The following is a 15,859-nucleotide window of genomic DNA, read 5'->3' as shown; positions in this document are numbered from 1 at the left end:
TCTGCTGGAGCGCGTCTTCCGGGTGCTCTGGTATAACCTTATGGCACACTCCCTGCGTAGGCCCAAACTGATGAAGCCTTCCGGCATGATCTTTCCCGAGCCGAGGCCGGTCACTGATGACCGCTTCTTTCGTGATGCCCTGGGGCGTTTTGCCACCGGCATTACCGTGATCACCTGTCGTGATCCCGGCACTGGACAGCCCCAGGGCTTTACCGCGAACTCCTTCAGCTCGTTATCCCTGGACCCCCCGCTGGTACTCTTCAGCCTGCGCCGGGAGGCCCAGTGCCTGCCTGCATTCCTCGGCAGTGGCGCTTTTGCCGTCAATGTGCTGGCCCATGATCAGATGGAAGTATCCGCCCGATTTGCCTCCAGTGATCCTGATCGCTGGGCGGGCATCGAGCATGCCGTCTGGTCCACGGGGGCGCCGATCCTGCCGGAGATGCTGGCCAGCTTTGAATGCCGTACCGTGGCGACCCATGAAGGCGGCGACCATGTCATTTTCATCGGTGAGGTGCTGGCGCTGTCGACGCCCAGGGAGGCACCGCCGCTGCTGTATTTTCGCGGCGCCTATCAGACATTGAAGGTTTGAACATGGATTCGGTGAGTCACTCCCGGGGGGGTGAGTTCCATGATTCAAGAGGCTGAACTGCAACGTCTGGCACTGTTCGAGCCGTTGACGACGGCGCAGCTGGAGCGTATCCGCGGTGCCGCCCGGGAGAAGCGCTGTCTGGCCGGCGAGCCCCTGTTCTCACAGGGTGATGCTGCCCGCCACTTCTTTCTGGTGCGTCAAGGTGCCATCAAGCTGTTCCTGTTGTCCCGCGACGGGGATGAGAAGGTCGTGGAGGTGATACAGACCGGTCAGCTGTTTGCCGAAGCGGTGATGTTCATGGAGCAGCGGCGTTATCCGGTGAATGCCACGGCCCTGGCGGACACGGAACTTGTGATCTTCGATCATGACACCTTCCTGTCCCTGCTCGCCGAGGCCCCCGATCTGGCCCTGAAGATGCTCGGCAGTCTGAGCCGTCGGGTCCACGGTCTGCTCAGCCACATCGATGAACTCACGCTTCACAACGCCACCTACCGCCTGGTGGCGTACCTGCTGTCGCAGCCACGGGATGACGCCGGGGAGGTGCGACTGGATCTCCCCAAGCAGATCATCGCCTCGCGTCTGTCCATGAAACCCGAAACCCTGTCACGGATTCTGGCCCGGCTGAGGACCCAGGCACTGGTGGAGGTATCCGGTGAGACACTGCTGCTCAAGGATCGGGCAGGGTTGCGCCGTCTGTTGGGCCAGGAGGTCTGAGTTCGGGTCGGCCCCTTGCATCACGGCACCTTCACGCCGAACATGGTGCTGTCCGAGGAGTGTTTGGGAGCCGGAGATAATGCGCCGATTAACGCTGTTCATCCTGCTGCTGTTGCTGCTGGTCGTCTTCACACCGTTCACCGGATGGGTGTTCTGGACGGAACGTAATCCCGATCTGGAACGGGAGTTCCGTATCACGGTCCAGGAACGGCTGGAAACCTGGTTTCCGGAGGCCATGTCCCTGCCGCCGGAACTGATCGGGTTCATCCCCCGCGGCAACGGTGGGGCGGCGAATGTTCCGGACGTCGTCCTGATTCACGGTCTGGACGAGCCGGGTGGAATCTGGGATGACCTGGTGCCCGAGCTGGAGGCGGCCTGCCTGACGGTATGGGAATTCCGTTATCCCAACGATCAGGCCATTGATCATAGTGCGGATCTGCTGGCCGATTACTGGGAAACGCTGGACAACGAGCGATCGGTCATCCTGATCGGGCATAGCATGGGGGGGCTGATCATCCGGGATTTCGTGACCCGTCGGCGACACCCGGCGGCGGCCGATGCGGAGATTCAGGGTCCTCCCGTGGGCGGCGCCATCCTGGTGGGGACACCCAACCAGGGCTCCGACTGGGCCAGACTGCGGGTCTGGCTTGAAGTGCGCGAATGGCTGGCGGATATCCCCGAAGGCCGCTTTTCCCTCTGGGCCGGTCTGCGTGACGGCACCGGCGCGGCCAAGATCGACCTGCGACCCGACAGTGAATTTCTGCGGGATCTCAACCGCAGGCCCTGGCCCCCCGAAGTCCCGGCGCGCGTGATCGGTGGCCAGCTGACCGAACCCACCCCGGCGATGCGCGCCAGTCTGGATGCCCTGTCCGAGGAACTGGGTATCGAGGACCTGCCGGTCCGGGTCGAGGATTGGTGGTCCTCCACCGGGGAGTCCCTGGGAGACGGCGCCGTGCCGGTGGTCTCGCTGCCCTTCGAGGGTGCCCCGGCACCGGTGATCGTGCCCGCATCCCATCGGGGTCTGCTGGTGCGCATGCCCTTTACCGATCAGGAACCACCGGCGATTCCGCTGATAGTCGAGCAGTTGCGGGAGTGGGGCGGCGGTTGCGAGCGAGATCGAAGGTGAGCAGCTCAACGTCGAATCCGTGCGCTCGTCCATCGCGCGCAGGCTCGGCGTGGACATCGGTGCCTTGGCCCGGTGGATCGGCACGTCGAAGGCGTGGTGGAGATGGTGCTCGATGCCACAGCCAACTGCCAGGCACCGGTCACACGGGAACGCCTGTCCGGCTGGCATGCCGCGCTGTTTCCCACCGGCTACTCCGGCCTTTCCAAAATCAAGGTCGGCGGCTGGCGCGACGATACCAGTGGCCCAGTGCAGGTGGTGTTGTTTCCCAGATTATTCCACCCTCTTTTTCCCACACGGATTCTGGCTACAGGCCGAGGGTTTTCCCGGATTATGCCCTCGGGTGGCGGATTCCTGGAAGGTGAACGGATGCGGGAAGCCGGGGGCGCGAGCCTTTGGTGACTCGCGCCCGGGGGCAAAGATTCAGAAGGGATCCTGCTCGTCGTCGAACAGGGAGGTCTGGCGGGTGTCGATGGTGGGCTTACGCTCGGCGGCTATGGCCTCATGCAGGGCGATGGCGTAGCGATGGCCGATGTGCTCGGTGAGGATTTCCAGCAGTTCCCACACGGCCAAGGCCTGTTCCGGGGTCCAGTGATCCGGCAGGGGGATGGTGAGGGTGTGATGGTGGGTCATGGGCGTAACTCCTCCAGGGCGGTCTGCAGGTGGTCGAGGCTGACCCGGTGGACCTGATCCTGGGCGGCACAGGTCAGGGCGTAATGGGCCAGGCGGCCGACGGGTCGAGGCATGCCGTGGGTGGCCTGGTAGAGGGCTTCGATGGCCTCGGGTTCGAACAGGGGCAGTTCGCAGCCAACCAGGCGCAGACGGTGGGCCAGGTAGTCGGGCAGTTCCTCGCGGCTGAGTCCCCCCAGGTGGTGGCGCACGACGAGTCGCTGGGCGAGGGACTCATGCACCGCCATGCCCAGGCGCCGGCGCAGCTCGGTGAGGCCGACGAACAGCAGGCACAGTCGGGGATCGGAGTCCATGGCGTAGTTGGTGAGCAGGCGCAGATCCTCCAGGATGTCGTTGCGCAGGTGATGGGCCTCGTCGATGATCAGGACCGGCAGCTGCTTGCTCTCCAGGGTGAGCCGGGAGATCTCGGCGCGGATCTGGCGGAAGGCGCTGGCGCGGTTGCGCTCAGTGGGCAGGCCCAGTTCCCAGGCGATGGACTTGTACATGTCCATGACGTTGCCGGTGGTGAGGGGGATGTAGAAGGTGCGGTAGAGCCCCGGGTGCAGGGCGCTGGTGATACGGCGGCAGGTGGTGGTCTTACCGCTGCCGGCCTCGCCGGTGAGCAGGCCGATGCCGCGCAGACGCAGCAGGTGCCTGAGCCGGGCCTGAGCCTCGCGCAGGGTCTGGGACTCGAACAGGTTTTCACTGGCCACGTTGGGTTCGAAGGGGTAGTCGGTCAGGCCGAAGTGCTTGCGGTACATGGCCTCAGTCCTCCGCCGACTCGATATCGAAGTCCCGCCACTGCATCCCCGAGGGGCTGGGTGGCGGGGCCTGATCTTCACTGCGGGCCTCGCGCGAGGGCGTGTTGCGCTTGACGAAGCAGTTGGCATACAGATCCACGGGCCTGGCGGTTTCCACGTACCGGCCTTGATGGACGATCTGCACGGTGCGCCGGGTGGTCCCGGGGTCGTAGCGCAGGGTGACGCGCTCGCCGATGAGGGCGGCATCCACCTCGTAGATCACGCCGTCGAGGCTGACGGTACGGTCCTTGTGGACCTTGCGCGCGGCCTCGAACAGGCACAGATCCTCCAGGTCCAGACTCGGGTCCAGATAGCGCACCTGGTCACCGTCTTGAGCCCAGCGCTCCAGGGGCGTCATCCCGTCCAGACCGCGATGGGGGTTGTGGTGATACTCCCCCTCAACCCAGGCCCACAGGCGCCGGTTGAGGGCCTCCAGGCTGGCAGTATCCTCCGGGGTGAGGGTGTTCATCAGCTGGGCCCGCACGGTACGGAAGAAGCGTTCGATCTTGCCTTTGCCTTGGGGGCGATAGGGGCGCGCGTGGATCAGGGCGATGCCCAGTTTGGCGCACACCAGAGCCAGGTGGTGGGAGCGGTAGTTCGCGCCGTTATCGACGTAAAGTCGCTCGGGAACCCCACGCCGGCTCAGCGCCTGGCGTAATACGGGCAGGAAGGCGCGGGTGTTCTCCGCCAGGGTGAAGGCGGCATGGGGGATCACCCGGGTGGCGTCGTCCATGAAGGCGATCAGATAGGTCTTGCGGCGCACGCGCCCTTCGACGGTGACACTGGGGCCGTGCATGACATCACTGGACCACAGTTGACCGGCCCGGGCAAAGGCGAAGCGGCGGCGATCCTGGTCATGAACGGCCTCGGTCTGGCGCTGCATCAGTCCATGACGGGTGAACAGGCGGTGGATGGTGGAAGGCGGCAGCGGCAGATCCGCGTCCACGCCGCCACTGTCGCGCAGGTGCTGGATCACCTGACGCACGGACCAGCAGGGATGCGCCTCCTTCAAGGCGATCAGGGCCTCCGTCACGGCCGCGGGTAGACGCCGGGGCTGGCCGCGATCCTGACGTGACCTGGGCAGCAGGGCGTCAAAGCCCCCCTGGCGATACTTCTTGATCCAGTCCCGCAGGGTCTCGGCGGCCACATGGGTGCGGTGGCTGCCAGGGATCGGATGGGAGCGGGCGGCAATGGCATGGAGCTGGGTGTAGAGGCCGGGCGCGCCGGGTGGCCGGCGCACCAGGTCGGCAATCAGCCCGAAACGGAACAGGGCGATCTCGTGGCGCAGGTCATGGGAGGTATCGGGCATGGCAGCGTTTCCGGGGCAAACGACCCAAACGGTCGCTCCACGACGCTACGCCCCGCTGCCGGGCGGGTCAGGGCCCATCGTGTGTGGGTCCAGTGATGGACTGGACCCACCGCCACCGCGGCGGTGGGCAAAACCGAGTGGCGGCGGCAACTGATCAAGCCAGGGCGCGGCAATCTCACGCAGGGCGGGCAGCAAGGGCGTCAGGCCCAATGCGATCTGGCAGGCGGTCACGTGAGGGCGCAGTCAGCGAGGAGCTCGGGCAGCAGTCCCCTGAGGCGGTGCAAGCCATCGCTGACCCCATTCTTGCGGCGGCGTACCCAACGCACCGCCCCCGCCTCCTCGATCTCGGGACGCAGAACCCTGGCGGCCGCCACCAGACTGGGCGCCGTCTCCGCGGTCATCACCGCCACCTCTACCCCCTGCAGCGTCCCCGGCCAGCGGGCCGCCAGACAATCGGGTATCAGGGAAAACGTGCGGCGCCCCAACGGGCAGTACCAGCGGGCGATCCGTGCCCCCCAGGGCCGCTTGCGCGGATAGCTGCCGTGGCGGGCAAAGCCACAGCCTCCGGCGGGATGCAGCGGACAACACGTCAGGCTTGCCTTCAACCAGCCTTGCTCGGTAACGTATTGTTCGCCGGTCAAAGGCGTTCTCAACCGCAATAGCACACCGGCCACCGGCCCGCACGGCGGCTACCGTGGCGGGCCACTTTTATGGGTTGGCCTCAAATCATGCCCGGGCACGCCCCGGTCTACCAGTCCCGGTGAATCAATCCGGACATCTCCCCACAGACCCCTTCCGCACTCCGCCACCGCACCGACTCCCTCACCGGGGGAATAATTCGCTCCGAATCGGGCGGTGATCAGCGATTAGGGGTGGGAAACAACAGGTGGTGTCCGGCCCCATCGGCCGCCAGCGCGCGTCGCGCGTCGGGCGGTGCGGGATGTCGAACCACAAGTCGAACAGCAGCGCGCCTTTCAGCAGGAACTGGTCGGCGTGAGGCGAGACGCTGAGCCGATAGAGCAGGCGTTCAAGGGCGTAGCGAGTCAGGACCAGATTGAAGTCCTGCCGGGTCTCGCGGGCACGATTGAGCAGTCGGGCGCGCACCGAGGCTGCGATGTTGCGTTGGTTCATGACAGGCTTTCCATGTAGGGGCGCATCACATTGGCCACTCGGCACAGCTCAGCAAAGCGCCACAGCTCATCCATGCTGACACGCTTGTCGCGCCAGGCTTCCTGCAGCGCCTCCAGCGCGACATCGAGGCCGATCTTGTTGCGAAATTTGAAGCAGTCCGCCACCGTCCGGGCGACGCTGGTCACGCGCACCGGCACACCATCGACGGAGTGTTCCTCAATCCCCTCCGTCAGCGCTGCGCCGGAGAAGCGCACGATGCGCAGCGGGGGATAATCCATCTTGGGCGCGCGCGCCTTGTTCGGGATCGCCAGCCAGACCTCGAACGGTGACTGTGTAGTGAGTTCGTGCACACGCAGTGCCGAGAGCAGGCAGACGATGGCCTGCGGGTGTTTGCGTGCCACCTCGGCCAGCGCGCCGTGCTCCGAGACGGGCCGGTCCGGAATCGCGTACAGACCCCGTCCCACGCGCTGGAGCAGCCCTTGCCGCACCAGCCGCGTGAGGGCAACAGTGGGCAGCCCGCGCTCATTGAGATCGCGTGGGCGAATAAGGCCGCGCCGGGCGGCAAGTTCCAGAATGCTCTGGTGCGAACTGTCCATGCCGTCATAATGTTGCGGAACGTCGGTAGTTGTCAATAATTACCGACAAAACACAACGGGCATGGTTTCCTTTGCCTGCCGATGCTGCAGGATCAAACCGCTTGATTCGTACGCGCGTAACCCATTTATCTGTGTGGTGCCGCGTTGTGGCCTTTGCGGACTTCGGGCCAGTTTCAGGGTCGGAGTAATGGGCTCACGCCGGCCACTGGCGTGACTGCCATTCGCTGAACTCTGAGGGGCGCAGTCCGTAGCGCGCCAGCACACCCTCATGCAGCCGTCGGAGCTCCTCGATCACCAGCGCCTCGATGTTGTCCCTGTCGACGCCGAGCTCATGCCCGGACAGGCATTCCTTGATGACGTCCAGCGGCGCCCGCCCGGGTTGCCGCACGACTTCGCGCACTGACTGTTTGATCACCTCGCGCCAGGCCAGGCGCAGCGGGTCGGGCTCGGCAAGATCCTGCTTGATGGCAAGGTACTCCTGCGTCGAGCGCTCGTAGGCCCAGACATACAGGTCGCGCAAGAGCTCGATCCTGGTCAGCTCGTAGACCCCGAGGACGGCCCGACTGTACGCCTGCTCGGGCACGTCGAGAAAGGTCAGCGGACACAGATTGGCGCGGATCAGTGGCAGGTTCGCCGCAAGCCGCGAGGTGCGTTTGTTGACGTCAGCGAAGGGCTGCAGATAAGGCACATGCACCATCACGAAAAAGGATTGCTCGAAGGGGTCCTCGACGCGGTTCGCCTTGTCCAGAAGGAGGTCCAGCATCTCCTCGATTTGAGCCGGCACGGCCAGGGGACGATAGACGCTCTTGCCGATCTCTACGCCATGCTGCCGCAGTCGCCCCTCGTCGGCGGGGTTGGGCAGGAGGTTTTCCGACAGGGCGCTGTGCAGGTTGAGCAGCGTGAAACGGTTGAATCCGGCCGTGTCGGCGTTCTCGACCAGGAACTCGATGGCCGCCTTGTGATTCAGAATCATCTGCGTTTCGATGGCGGCCTTGCCCTGCGCAATCCGGCCGTGCTCGATCAACTCCCGGGTGTCGAGCCGGGTGTAGGTATTGCCTTCGAGGTGGCTGGACGCCCAGGACAGATCGATCAGCAGGCGGTGGCGCGATTCATGAGTTCAATGGCGCAATTGTGGCGCAAAAGCCGGAATCGCGCCAATCTTGGTGGCGCGATTAACTAAAGGCGAAGTTCCAAGGGCACACCGGCGCACCCAGAAACACAACCACTCACATCCATTCTTGTGATGCTTAGCGCATCTCATCATGTTGTCACGCGGCGAATGGCGCCTCTATCGCCGCACTGTCTGCGGTGAATAACTTGCGCATGCGGAGAATGCAGTCCATAATCTCCGCATGAATAGCGGAGATTACAAGTACATCTGGCAGGCGAGTGACTGGCCGGACTGGCGCTTCGACTTGGCGGTCCTGGCCGGCCCCATGGCGGATGTGAGTCGCGCTCAAGGGCTCTTGATGGGGCGTCTGGCCGACGTGGGCATGGCGTTGCGCGATCAGGCCGGTCTGGCCGCGCTCACCGAAGACGTGGTCAAGACCAGCGAGATCGAAGGCGAGCAGCTCAACGTCGAATCCGTGCGCTCGTCCATCGCGCGCAGGCTCGGCGTGGACATCGGTGCCTTGGCCCCGGTCGATCATCACGTCGAAGGCGTGGTGGAGATGGTGCTCGATGCCACGGCCAACTGCCAGGCACCGGTCACACGGGAACGCTTGTTCGGCTGGCATGCCGCGCTGTTTCCCACCGGTTACTCCGGCCTTTCCAAAATCAAGGTCGGCGGCTGGCGCGACGATGCCAGTGGCCCCATGCAGGTGGTCTCCGGTCCCATCGGCCGCCAGCGCGTGCATTTCGAGGCGCCGCCCGCCGATCGACTGGAGGCCGAGACAGGTCGTTTCCTCGACTGGGTCAATGCGGACTCGGGTGAGCCACCGCTCATCAAGGCGGGGCTTGCCCATCTGTGGTTCGTGACCGTGCATCCCTTCGACGATGGCAATGGCCGCATCGCCCGTGCCATCGGCGACCTGTGGCTTGCGCGCGCCGACGGCAGCCCGCAGCGCTTCTACAGCCTGTCGGCGCAGATCCAGCGGGAGCGCAAGGCCTACTACGATATCCTGGAGCGCACCCAGAAAAATTTGCCGGGAGCAAATTTTCGCGCCAGCCCCGAAGGGGTCAGGCACAGGGATGTGCCTGACAACCGGTCCATGGACGTCACCGAGTGGCTGGCCTGGTTCCTGGACATCCTGCATCGCGCCGTCGATCAGGCGCAACACACGCTCGATGCCGTGCTGACCAAGGCACGCTTCTGGCAGCACTGGGCGGCCACTCCTTTGAACGAGCGACAGGCGAAATTGCTCAACCGCCTGCTCGACGGCTTCGAGGGCAAACTCACCAGCAGCAAGTGGGCGGCCATTGCCAAGTGTTCGCCGGACACGGCGCTGCGCGACATCAACGACCTGCTCGCACGTGGCGTGCTGCGAAAATCGAATGCGGGCGGGCGCAGTACCAGCTACGAGCTGAACGATCTCCCGTAGTAACCGCGCGTGGTCCGGTCCGCTGTTCTTCTGCCTGAAGCCGTCGGCCAATCCCAAGCCTGGCACCAGGAAGGTCAACCTGACCACGCTGGCACCCGACATCGTCGCCGCCATCCTCGACGACACTCTGCCGAATCACCATGTCTGTCGCAAGTTATCCGCCGCCGTGCCGGGCCACCACCTGACGACCCTTGTCGGTCAGGCGGTATTTCTGCTTGCTGCTGCGCGGCTTGTCTGGGATGGTCATTTCAATCAGACCGCCATCCAGAGCCGGGAGCAGATAGGCTTTGCGGAAATGCTCATCATCTTTCAGCCCGAGCGCCTCTTTGAGTTGTTGCCGGGTCATCTCTCCGGCAAGAACTGAGAGCAGTCGAACTTCCGGGGTAACTTCCCGGGTTACTTCCGGGGTCGAGCTGGTCACGGTATCCAGGATCATCCGCAACATGAAGGCGATAAACGGAGCGGAATCGGTCTTTTGGGTGCTTTCCTGAATAGCCTGGTAGTACTCGGCCTGGTGCTCGAAGATCAGGCTTTCCACCGGGATGTCGGCGAACAGGGGATTCCAGCGGGCCAGGATCAGGCTCTGCCACAGCCGCCCCATGCGACCGTTGCCGTCGGCAAAGGGGTGGATGAATTCGAACTCGTAGTGAAAAACCGAACTGGCGATGAGCGGGTGGGCATCAGTGGCGGCCAGCCAGCGAAACAGATCGCCCATCAGATGGGGAACCCGGTCGGCGGGCGGGGCCATGTGAATCACCTGCTGGCCTGCCATCACTCCCACACCGCCGTGCCGATACAGCCCTACCTCGTCGATCAAGCCGGACATCAGAATTTTGTGCGCCTCCAGCAGGTCCTTTTCGTACACTGGCTTCCAGCTGTCGAACCGGTCGTAGGCGGCCAGGGCGTTTTTCACCTCCTGCACCTCGCGAGGCGGGGCGATGACCCGCTTGCCCTCCAGAATCGCGGTGATCTGCGCCTCGCTCAGGGTGTTGCCTTCGATGGCCAGCGAACCGCGAATGGTGCGGATGCGATTGATGCGCCGCAGCCGCAAGGCTCTCGCCTGATCGGTGAGCACGGTCAGCCGCCCGATGGCCTCGCTGATCGCGGCGACCCGGTTCAGGATCTCGGGGGTGATGGTGTAGGGTGGCTGATATTTCATGTTGCCTCCCTGGCTGCCTCTTCGATGCGGGAGCTCGCGGAGGTCATGCGGTTGGTGATGGTGAATGCAGAGGCAAAGGTCATGGCGCGGCTCCCTCCTTTGCAATAGCATCAAACAGACCGACCCGCTGGCAGCCTTCGAGGAAGGCCTGTTTCAGGAAGTTGCTGTTGGCAACCGGCGCTTTTGCGGTCTGCTGCTGAACGGTGGCAAGGGAGGTGTCCGGTGTGATGCCGTGGGCATCGCGCAGAATACGAAGCTGCTCCAGCCAGTCCTTGGCGTCACCGTCGCAGCATTTCTCCTTGTAACGCTCATCGACGCCATACGAAGGAGTCTACCAGAAACCGGGCCGGTCACGCCCAGTGGTGCACGGTCGGCACTCCTGTTCTGGTGAGGTGAACAGGCAGGACAAGCACTTTCAGGATTGTGGGAGCCAGTGTGGGATCAAAAAAAAGCCCATCCGTAAGCTACTGAATCGGATGGGCTTTTTCGTTTTGCTGGTGGAGGCGGCGGGAATCGAACCCGCGTCCGCAAGCCCTACGCCCTTGGTACTACATGCTTAGTTCGTCTTTTAGGTTAACGCCTTGGTCTCCGACGAACAGGATACCGCAGCGCGAGCCCGATCGGTTTTAGTGGTTAAGACCCGGGCAGGTCCGCTCCACGAGCTTGTATGCGATGACCTCTGAGTAGAACCTACAAGCAAATCCCGTCAGAGGCTGACCGGTTTTTAGGCGGCCAGAGCGTAGTTGTCGTCGTTGGCAACTATAGCGTTACAGCATTTTGACGAGGTTAGCTGTATCCTCGGCATGCACCTCAGGTTTCACGACCCACGTCGAAGCCAGGTCGCCCCCTTAAAGTAATGGACAGGTTACCCGAATGGAGGTTCCTTGTCATCCGGTGTTTTTTTCAGCGTCCCTGCAGCCCCGGGTTGTCCAGCAGCTTGATCCAGTGGACCACGGGGGTGTCGGTGCCGGCCTGCAGGTGGGTCTGGCAACCGATGTTGGCGGTGGCGATGAGCTGGGGGCCATCCCGCTCCAGGTGTTCCAGCTTGCGCTGCCGCAGGGGGGCCGCCAGATCCGGCTGCAGCAGGGAGTAGGTCCCCGCCGAACCGCAGCACAGGTGGCTCTCCGCCACCGGCAGCAACTGGAATCCGGCACTGCGCAGCAGGGCATCCACCCGGCCGCCCAGCTTCAGGCCGTGCTGCAGGGAACAGGGGGGATGAAAGGCCACAGTCCGGTTGCGGCCATCCACGGCCAGACGTCGGATATCCTCCGGATTCAGAATTTCGCAAGGGTCCCGGGTCAGCTCGCTGACCCGCAGGGCCTTGTCCCTGTAGTCGGGATCTTCACGCAGCAGATGGCCGTAGTCGCGCACATGGGCGCCGCAGCCGCTGGCGGTGATCAGGATCGCTTCGGCGCCCGCTGTCAACTGAGGCCACCAGGCGTCGATATTGTGCCGGGCCCGGTCGCGGGCGGCATCCTCGGCGCTCAGATGCATGTCGATGGCGCCGCAGCATCCACCCTGGGTGGGAATCAGGCTGATGTCCAGGCGGTTGAGCAACCGGGCCAGGGCGGCGTCGATGTCCGGTTGCAGGGCCGGCTGGACGCAGCCCTGGAGCACCAGCATGCGCCGCGCATGGCGTGGGAGCGGCCAGCTACCTCGGTGGTGGCGTTCCGGGATGCGCCGACGCAGCGAGCCGGGCAATAGCGGGCGCAGGGCCTGGCCGGTACGCAGCAGGAAGTTGAACAGCATCCGGTTGGGCAGGATCTGCCGCAACAGGCGTCGTTGCAGGCGGTCGGCCCAGGGACGCGCCACCTGTCGTTCCACCTGTTCCCGTCCGATCTCCACCAGATGCCGGTAGTCCACCCCGGAGGGGCAGGTGGTCATGCAGTTGAGGCAGGTGAGGCAGCGATCCAGATGCTGCTGGGTGCGGCGACTGGGAGGCTCGCCCTCCAGGACCTGCTTGATCAGGTAAATCCTGCCGCGGGGGCCATCCAGTTCGTCGCCGCGCAGCTGGTAGGTGGGGCAGGTGGCGTTGCAGAACCCGCAATGGACGCAGCTGCGGAGGATATGATCCGCCTCGGCTCCGCGGGTGGTCTGGGCAATGGCATCCACCAGGCGGGTCTGCATGATCAGAGCTCCGGATACAGGCGGCCCGGGTTGAGGATGCCCCGGGGATCGAAGGCCACCTTGAGGCGACGCTGCAGGGTGAGCATGGGGGCGGGGAGGGGATGGAAGGGTTCCATGCGACCGCCGGCATGCCCCCGGAAGAGAGTGGCATGTCCGCCGCGGGCTTCGGCCAGGGCGCGGATGTCCGCGGCCGGTGCTTCACTGTAAAACCAGCGCAGGGCGCCCCCCCAGTCCACCAGGCAGGCCTCGGGGAATCCGGTCATGGGGGTGCCGGGGGGAACGCTCACGCGCCACAGGGGGGCGCCTCCATGAAAGAAGGAGTGGGTCTGTTCCCGTATGCCGTGCCAGAAATCGTCGGCGCCCTCCATCACTTCCCCACCGATCAGTTCAGCGGCCTGTTCCACGCCCTGGCGGGCACCACACAGGCGGATATGGAGGGTGTCATCCACATGGCAGGCGGCGGAGAGGGGCAGGGGGCGCAAGCCCCATTCCTGCAGGGATTCCAGGGCGCGGGAGGCGCTGGCGGCCTGGATCAGGGTGAGCGTGAAGGCCGGTCGGGGCAGCACCTTGACGGAGATGTCCAGCAGGATGCCCAGGGTGCCCTGGGCCCCGGCCATCAGTCGGGACACGTCATAGCCGGCGACATTCTTCATCACTTGACCGCCGAAGCGCAGCACTTCGCCTTGCCCGTTGAGCATGCGCACCCCCAGGACGGCATCGCGCACGGCACCGGCATAGGGGCGGCGGGGGCCGGAGAGACCGGTGGCGATGGTGCCGCCGAAGGTGGCCCGGGGGCCGAAGGCCGGCGGCTCGAAGGGCAGCATCTGACCATGCCCGGCCAGGCGCGTCCGGATCTCGTCAAGGGGGGTACCGGCTCGGGCGGTGAGGACCAGTTCCCCCGGTTCATGGTCGATGATGCCGCGATGGCCGCCGATCTCCAGCGGCGCGGCATTGACCGGGCGACCGTAGAAGCCTTTGCTGCCGCCGCCGCGGATGTCCACCGGACTGCCGTCGGCATGGGCCTGGCGTAGTCGCGTCTGTAGTGCTTCAGTCTGATCCTGATCGGTCGTCATCCCCGTTTTTATCCTTTCTGCGGGCGGTGTTCAGGGTGGTCAGGTTTCGCCGCGGGTGGATCTGCAGGATGCTGAGCTTGGCGTCCCGAGATTGATGGCCGTAGGTGGCCCCCGTATCCAGATAATAGATGTTGCCGCAAAGACGTGCCTCCGGGACGGGGGTATGGCCGAAGATCACCAGGTCGATGCCCGGCACCGACGGGATCGTCTCGCCCTTGAGGAGTCGATTGATGCGTTTTCTGGACCACAGGGCGTAGTCCCGCAGCTTCTGTTCGTCTTCCAGGCGTTGGCTGAAGCGTTGCCAGGGCATGTCCGGCGGGATGTCGGCATGCACGATGCCGACCAAGCCCTGATCGGTGTCCACTTCGATGGCGAAGGGGAGTTGTTGCAGGGTCTGCTGGAAGCGCTCCTGCTGTTCCCGAGAGATGGAGACCCACCATTCGCCGCCATTGAGGCTCAGCCAACTGCAGGCCAGGTCCTTGTCGACGGCGGAATCCAGCAGCAGTTGTTCATGATTGCCCTGAACCGCGTGGAACCAGGGGGCGGCGAGGAATTCCAGGGCCCGGTGGGACTCGGGTCCGCGATCGATCAGGTCGCCCACGGAGATCATGCGGTCCCGGTCCGGCTCGAAGCGGAGATTGTCCAGGGCCTGTTCCAGGGCCGAGAACATGCCATGCAGGTCGCCCACCACGAAATCCCGGCCGCGGGTATTTTTTTCCAGTCGCAAAAAGGCGTTGCTCATGTCCTTGAAAACCCGTTCCAGTGGCCGGGCAGGCCCAACGCGGGGTTGGTGCCTCCGGGTACGCAGGTTATGATGATCAACCCTGTCCTGGCTCTCGCCAAGTTTCTTTATGCCAGATCCTTTCTCTCATAGCACGCTTCCCTGTTTTCTGGATTTCGAGGCGTCATCGCTCAGCGAACAGAGCTACCCGATCCAGGTGGCCTGGTCCGATGGCGTGGGACAGGTGGAGTGCTGGCTGATCCGTCCCGCCGAGGAGTGGAGTGACTGGTGCGAGAGGGCGGAGGAGATGCACGGCATCACCCGTGAATCCATCGAGGACGAGGGTCGGGACATCGACTGGGTATGCCGGCGCATGAATCAGGCCCTGGCCGGCAAGGTGGTCTTTACCGACGGAGTCCATCTGGACCGTTTCTGGCTGCGACGCCTGTTCGTCAGCGGCAACGCCATGCCCCGTTTTCGGCTGGGGGACCTGTTCAAGCTGCTGGAGCCCCGGTTGCCGCCCCCGGAATACCGACCGCCGGATCTGCTGCGCAACCTGATGGACAAAGCCTGGAAGCTGACACCGGGCTTTGCCCATCAGGCGGATAGCGACGTCAAATACATGCTGAATCTGTGGCGGCTGGTGCGCCATGGATCAAAATTGCCGGGAGAACCAGATGCCGGCGCCGCGACGTCCGCCGGACTCCGCCTGGAGGGTCACCCGTCCGGTGGCATCCACGAACACGTCCAGGGCGGCGGTGGCGGTTACTGACTCCTCCTCGCGCAGAGTGGCGCTGCGCCGGATGTCGCCCCGGGCGGTTTCATCGCCATCCACCCGGGCGTAGTCCACGCCCAGGCGCAGCTGCAGCGGATCGAACCGGAACGCGGATTCCAGGCCCGCTCCCCACTCATTCCAGACCATACGGGTGCTTTGCCCGGCATCGTTCGCGTCCGCCTCGTGGTAGGTGAAACGGCCCAGGGCGCTGAGGGTGGCCGGGCCGGCCTGCAGCATTCGCCAGCGTCCCGAAGTGCCCAGATACCAGCCGGTGAGATCCATGCCCCGGGTGCTGGGGCTGCCGCTCTGGGTCAGGCTCAGATAACCGCCGTGGAGCCCCATCCAGAACCCATCCAGAAATTGTTCGTGCAGGCGCAGACCCAGCCGGTTCATGCGGGTTTCCACCGTGTCGCCCTCTATTTTCCAGTCACTGATCTGCCGCTGCAGATAGACTTCCAGTTCCGGTCCGCCGGTCTGCGCCGGTAGGCTCAGGGGCAGGGCCAGCAGGGCAATGAACAGGATCGGACGCATCG

At 64.4% G+C, this 15,859-nt stretch carries 19 protein-coding genes and 1 other RNA gene; 7 read left to right on the top strand and 13 right to left on the bottom strand.

Annotated elements, in window-relative coordinates; genetic code table 11:
* The first annotated feature begins 70 nt into the window (after positions 1 to 70).
* The 4 genes from LQD11_RS10915 (at position 71) to LQD11_RS15705 (ending at position 2,828) form a co-directional block, all read left to right on the top strand.
* Positions 71 to 589 carry a flavin reductase family protein gene (locus LQD11_RS10915; RefSeq protein WP_238617567.1) on the top strand — a complete coding sequence of 173 codons (519 nt, stop codon included), beginning with the start codon at positions 71 to 73 and terminating at the stop codon, positions 587 to 589.
* Between the two features lie 39 nt (positions 590 to 628).
* Positions 629 to 1,303: a Crp/Fnr family transcriptional regulator gene (locus LQD11_RS10910; protein WP_238617566.1), complete on the top strand. Its 675-nt coding sequence runs from the start codon at positions 629 to 631 to the stop codon at positions 1,301 to 1,303.
* Between the two features lie 79 nt (positions 1,304 to 1,382).
* Positions 1,383 to 2,429 carry an esterase/lipase family protein gene (locus LQD11_RS10905; RefSeq protein WP_238617565.1) on the top strand — a complete coding sequence of 349 codons (1,047 nt, stop codon included), beginning with the start codon at positions 1,383 to 1,385 and terminating at the stop codon, positions 2,427 to 2,429.
* Between the two features lie 72 nt (positions 2,430 to 2,501).
* Positions 2,502 to 2,828 (top strand): hypothetical protein, encoded by a 327-nt coding sequence (locus LQD11_RS15705; protein ID WP_238617564.1) that lies wholly within the window; start codon positions 2,502 to 2,504, stop codon positions 2,826 to 2,828.
* A gap of 21 nt (positions 2,829 to 2,849) precedes the next feature.
* Here LQD11_RS15705 and LQD11_RS10890 read toward each other — a convergent pair whose 3' ends face one another.
* The 7 genes from LQD11_RS10890 to LQD11_RS10855 all read right to left on the bottom strand — a co-directional run bounded on the left by LQD11_RS10890 (position 2,850) and on the right by LQD11_RS10855 (position 7,955).
* Positions 2,850 to 3,059 carry a hypothetical protein gene (locus tag LQD11_RS10890; protein WP_238617563.1) on the bottom strand — a complete coding sequence of 70 codons (210 nt, stop codon included), beginning with the start codon at positions 3,057 to 3,059 and terminating at the stop codon, positions 2,850 to 2,852.
* Positions 3,056 to 3,856, bottom strand: a complete 801-nt coding sequence (locus LQD11_RS15610; protein ID WP_276315696.1) for an ExeA family protein — start codon at positions 3,854 to 3,856, stop codon at positions 3,056 to 3,058. Before LQD11_RS15610 ends, LQD11_RS10890 begins: the two co-directional genes overlap by 4 nt.
* A gap of 4 nt (positions 3,857 to 3,860) precedes the next feature.
* Positions 3,861 to 5,204 (bottom strand): IS481 family transposase, encoded by a 1,344-nt coding sequence (locus LQD11_RS10875; RefSeq protein ID WP_238617562.1) that lies wholly within the window; start codon positions 5,202 to 5,204, stop codon positions 3,861 to 3,863.
* Between the two features lie 227 nt (positions 5,205 to 5,431).
* A complete protein-coding gene (locus LQD11_RS10870; RefSeq protein WP_238617561.1) occupies positions 5,432 to 5,845 on the bottom strand; it encodes a hypothetical protein in 414 nt (137 codons plus the stop codon).
* Between the two features lie 181 nt (positions 5,846 to 6,026).
* Positions 6,027 to 6,335 carry a nucleotidyl transferase AbiEii/AbiGii toxin family protein gene (locus LQD11_RS10865; RefSeq protein ID WP_238617560.1) on the bottom strand — a complete coding sequence of 103 codons (309 nt, stop codon included), beginning with the start codon at positions 6,333 to 6,335 and terminating at the stop codon, positions 6,027 to 6,029.
* The gene (locus tag LQD11_RS10860; RefSeq protein WP_238617559.1) at positions 6,332 to 6,967 is read right to left on the bottom strand and encodes a type IV toxin-antitoxin system AbiEi family antitoxin domain-containing protein; all 636 of its coding nucleotides are present in this window, start codon (positions 6,965 to 6,967) and stop codon (positions 6,332 to 6,334) included. The genes LQD11_RS10865 and LQD11_RS10860 overlap by 4 nt, the downstream gene beginning before the upstream one ends.
* 157 nt (positions 6,968 to 7,124) lie before the next feature.
* The gene (locus LQD11_RS10855; RefSeq protein ID WP_238617558.1) at positions 7,125 to 7,955 is read right to left on the bottom strand and encodes a Fic family protein; all 831 of its coding nucleotides are present in this window, start codon (positions 7,953 to 7,955) and stop codon (positions 7,125 to 7,127) included.
* A gap of 328 nt (positions 7,956 to 8,283) precedes the next feature.
* On the opposite strand from LQD11_RS10855, the gene LQD11_RS10850 reads away from it, so the two are divergent.
* Positions 8,284 to 9,471 (top strand): Fic family protein, encoded by a 1,188-nt coding sequence (locus tag LQD11_RS10850; protein ID WP_238617557.1) that lies wholly within the window; start codon positions 8,284 to 8,286, stop codon positions 9,469 to 9,471.
* 154 nt (positions 9,472 to 9,625) lie between these two features.
* Here LQD11_RS10850 and LQD11_RS10845 read toward each other — a convergent pair whose 3' ends face one another.
* Positions 9,626 to 10,630, bottom strand: coding sequence for a Fic family protein (locus LQD11_RS10845; protein ID WP_238617556.1), 1,005 nt, complete (start codon positions 10,628 to 10,630; stop codon positions 9,626 to 9,628).
* Between the two features lie 64 nt (positions 10,631 to 10,694).
* Between LQD11_RS10845 and LQD11_RS10840 the strand changes: the two genes are divergently transcribed.
* Positions 10,695 to 11,021 (top strand): hypothetical protein, encoded by a 327-nt coding sequence (locus LQD11_RS10840; RefSeq protein WP_238617555.1) that lies wholly within the window; start codon positions 10,695 to 10,697, stop codon positions 11,019 to 11,021.
* Positions 11,022 to 11,125: 104 nt separating this feature from the next.
* Here LQD11_RS10840 and ssrA read toward each other — a convergent pair.
* The 4 genes from ssrA to LQD11_RS10820 all read right to left on the bottom strand — a co-directional run bounded on the left by ssrA (position 11,126) and on the right by LQD11_RS10820 (position 14,572).
* Positions 11,126 to 11,478: a transfer-messenger RNA gene (gene ssrA, locus LQD11_RS10835) on the bottom strand.
* A gap of 55 nt (positions 11,479 to 11,533) precedes the next feature.
* Positions 11,534 to 12,757 (bottom strand): glycolate oxidase subunit GlcF, encoded by a 1,224-nt coding sequence (gene glcF / locus LQD11_RS10830; RefSeq protein ID WP_238617554.1) that lies wholly within the window; start codon positions 12,755 to 12,757, stop codon positions 11,534 to 11,536.
* Positions 12,758 to 12,759: 2 nt separating this feature from the next.
* Positions 12,760 to 13,830, bottom strand: a complete 1,071-nt coding sequence (gene glcE, locus LQD11_RS10825) for a glycolate oxidase subunit GlcE (protein WP_238617553.1) — start codon at positions 13,828 to 13,830, stop codon at positions 12,760 to 12,762.
* A complete protein-coding gene (locus tag LQD11_RS10820; RefSeq protein ID WP_238617552.1) occupies positions 13,805 to 14,572 on the bottom strand; it encodes a metallophosphoesterase in 768 nt (255 codons plus the stop codon). Before LQD11_RS10820 ends, glcE begins: the two co-directional genes overlap by 26 nt.
* A gap of 109 nt (positions 14,573 to 14,681) precedes the next feature.
* Here LQD11_RS10820 and LQD11_RS10815 point away from each other — a divergent pair, with 109 nt between their 5' ends.
* The gene (locus LQD11_RS10815; RefSeq protein ID WP_210386893.1) at positions 14,682 to 15,323 is read left to right on the top strand and encodes a 3'-5' exonuclease family protein; all 642 of its coding nucleotides are present in this window, start codon (positions 14,682 to 14,684) and stop codon (positions 15,321 to 15,323) included.
* On the opposite strand, the gene LQD11_RS10810 is transcribed toward LQD11_RS10815, so the two are convergent.
* Positions 15,207 to 15,857: a hypothetical protein gene (locus LQD11_RS10810; protein WP_238617551.1), complete on the bottom strand. Its 651-nt coding sequence runs from the start codon at positions 15,855 to 15,857 to the stop codon at positions 15,207 to 15,209. The two genes, LQD11_RS10815 and LQD11_RS10810, sit on opposite strands and share 117 nt — an antisense overlap.
* Positions 15,858 to 15,859 lie beyond the last annotated feature (2 nt).

The sequence above is a fragment of the Ectothiorhodospira shaposhnikovii genome (assembly GCF_022227765.1).
Lineage (GTDB): Bacteria > Pseudomonadota > Gammaproteobacteria > Ectothiorhodospirales > Ectothiorhodospiraceae > Ectothiorhodospira.
Note: the sequence above shows the minus strand (reverse complement) of the source record. Positions and strands in the feature narration are given on the sequence as shown.

Bases quoted from the DNA above. Each gene is read 5' to 3' on its own strand.
- LQD11_RS10850 (WP_238617557.1), top strand. From the start codon at position 8,284: ATGAATAGCGGAGATTACAAGTACATCTGGCAGGCGAGTGACTGGCCG.
- LQD11_RS10815 (WP_210386893.1), top strand. From the start codon at position 14,682: ATGCCAGATCCTTTCTCTCATAGCACGCTTCCCTGTTTTCTGGATTTC.
- LQD11_RS15610 (WP_276315696.1), bottom strand. From the start codon at position 3,856: ATGTACCGCAAGCACTTCGGCCTGACCGACTACCCCTTCGAACCCAAC.
- glcF (WP_238617554.1), bottom strand. From the start codon at position 12,757: ATGCAGACCCGCCTGGTGGATGCCATTGCCCAGACCACCCGCGGAGCC.
- LQD11_RS10915 (WP_238617567.1), top strand. From the start codon at position 71: ATGAAGCCTTCCGGCATGATCTTTCCCGAGCCGAGGCCGGTCACTGAT.
- LQD11_RS10845 (WP_238617556.1), bottom strand. From the start codon at position 10,630: ATGAAATATCAGCCACCCTACACCATCACCCCCGAGATCCTGAACCGG.
- LQD11_RS10820 (WP_238617552.1), bottom strand. From the start codon at position 14,572: ATGAGCAACGCCTTTTTGCGACTGGAAAAAAATACCCGCGGCCGGGAT.
- LQD11_RS10840 (WP_238617555.1), top strand. From the start codon at position 10,695: ATGCAGAGGCAAAGGTCATGGCGCGGCTCCCTCCTTTGCAATAGCATC.
- LQD11_RS10890 (WP_238617563.1), bottom strand. From the start codon at position 3,059: ATGACCCACCATCACACCCTCACCATCCCCCTGCCGGATCACTGGACC.
- glcE (WP_238617553.1), bottom strand. From the start codon at position 13,830: ATGACGACCGATCAGGATCAGACTGAAGCACTACAGACGCGACTACGC.
- LQD11_RS10905 (WP_238617565.1), top strand. From the start codon at position 1,383: ATGCGCCGATTAACGCTGTTCATCCTGCTGCTGTTGCTGCTGGTCGTC.
- LQD11_RS10865 (WP_238617560.1), bottom strand. From the start codon at position 6,335: ATGAACCAACGCAACATCGCAGCCTCGGTGCGCGCCCGACTGCTCAAT.
- LQD11_RS10875 (WP_238617562.1), bottom strand. From the start codon at position 5,204: ATGCCCGATACCTCCCATGACCTGCGCCACGAGATCGCCCTGTTCCGT.
- LQD11_RS10910 (WP_238617566.1), top strand. From the start codon at position 629: ATGATTCAAGAGGCTGAACTGCAACGTCTGGCACTGTTCGAGCCGTTG.
- LQD11_RS10810 (WP_238617551.1), bottom strand. From the start codon at position 15,857: ATGCGTCCGATCCTGTTCATTGCCCTGCTGGCCCTGCCCCTGAGCCTA.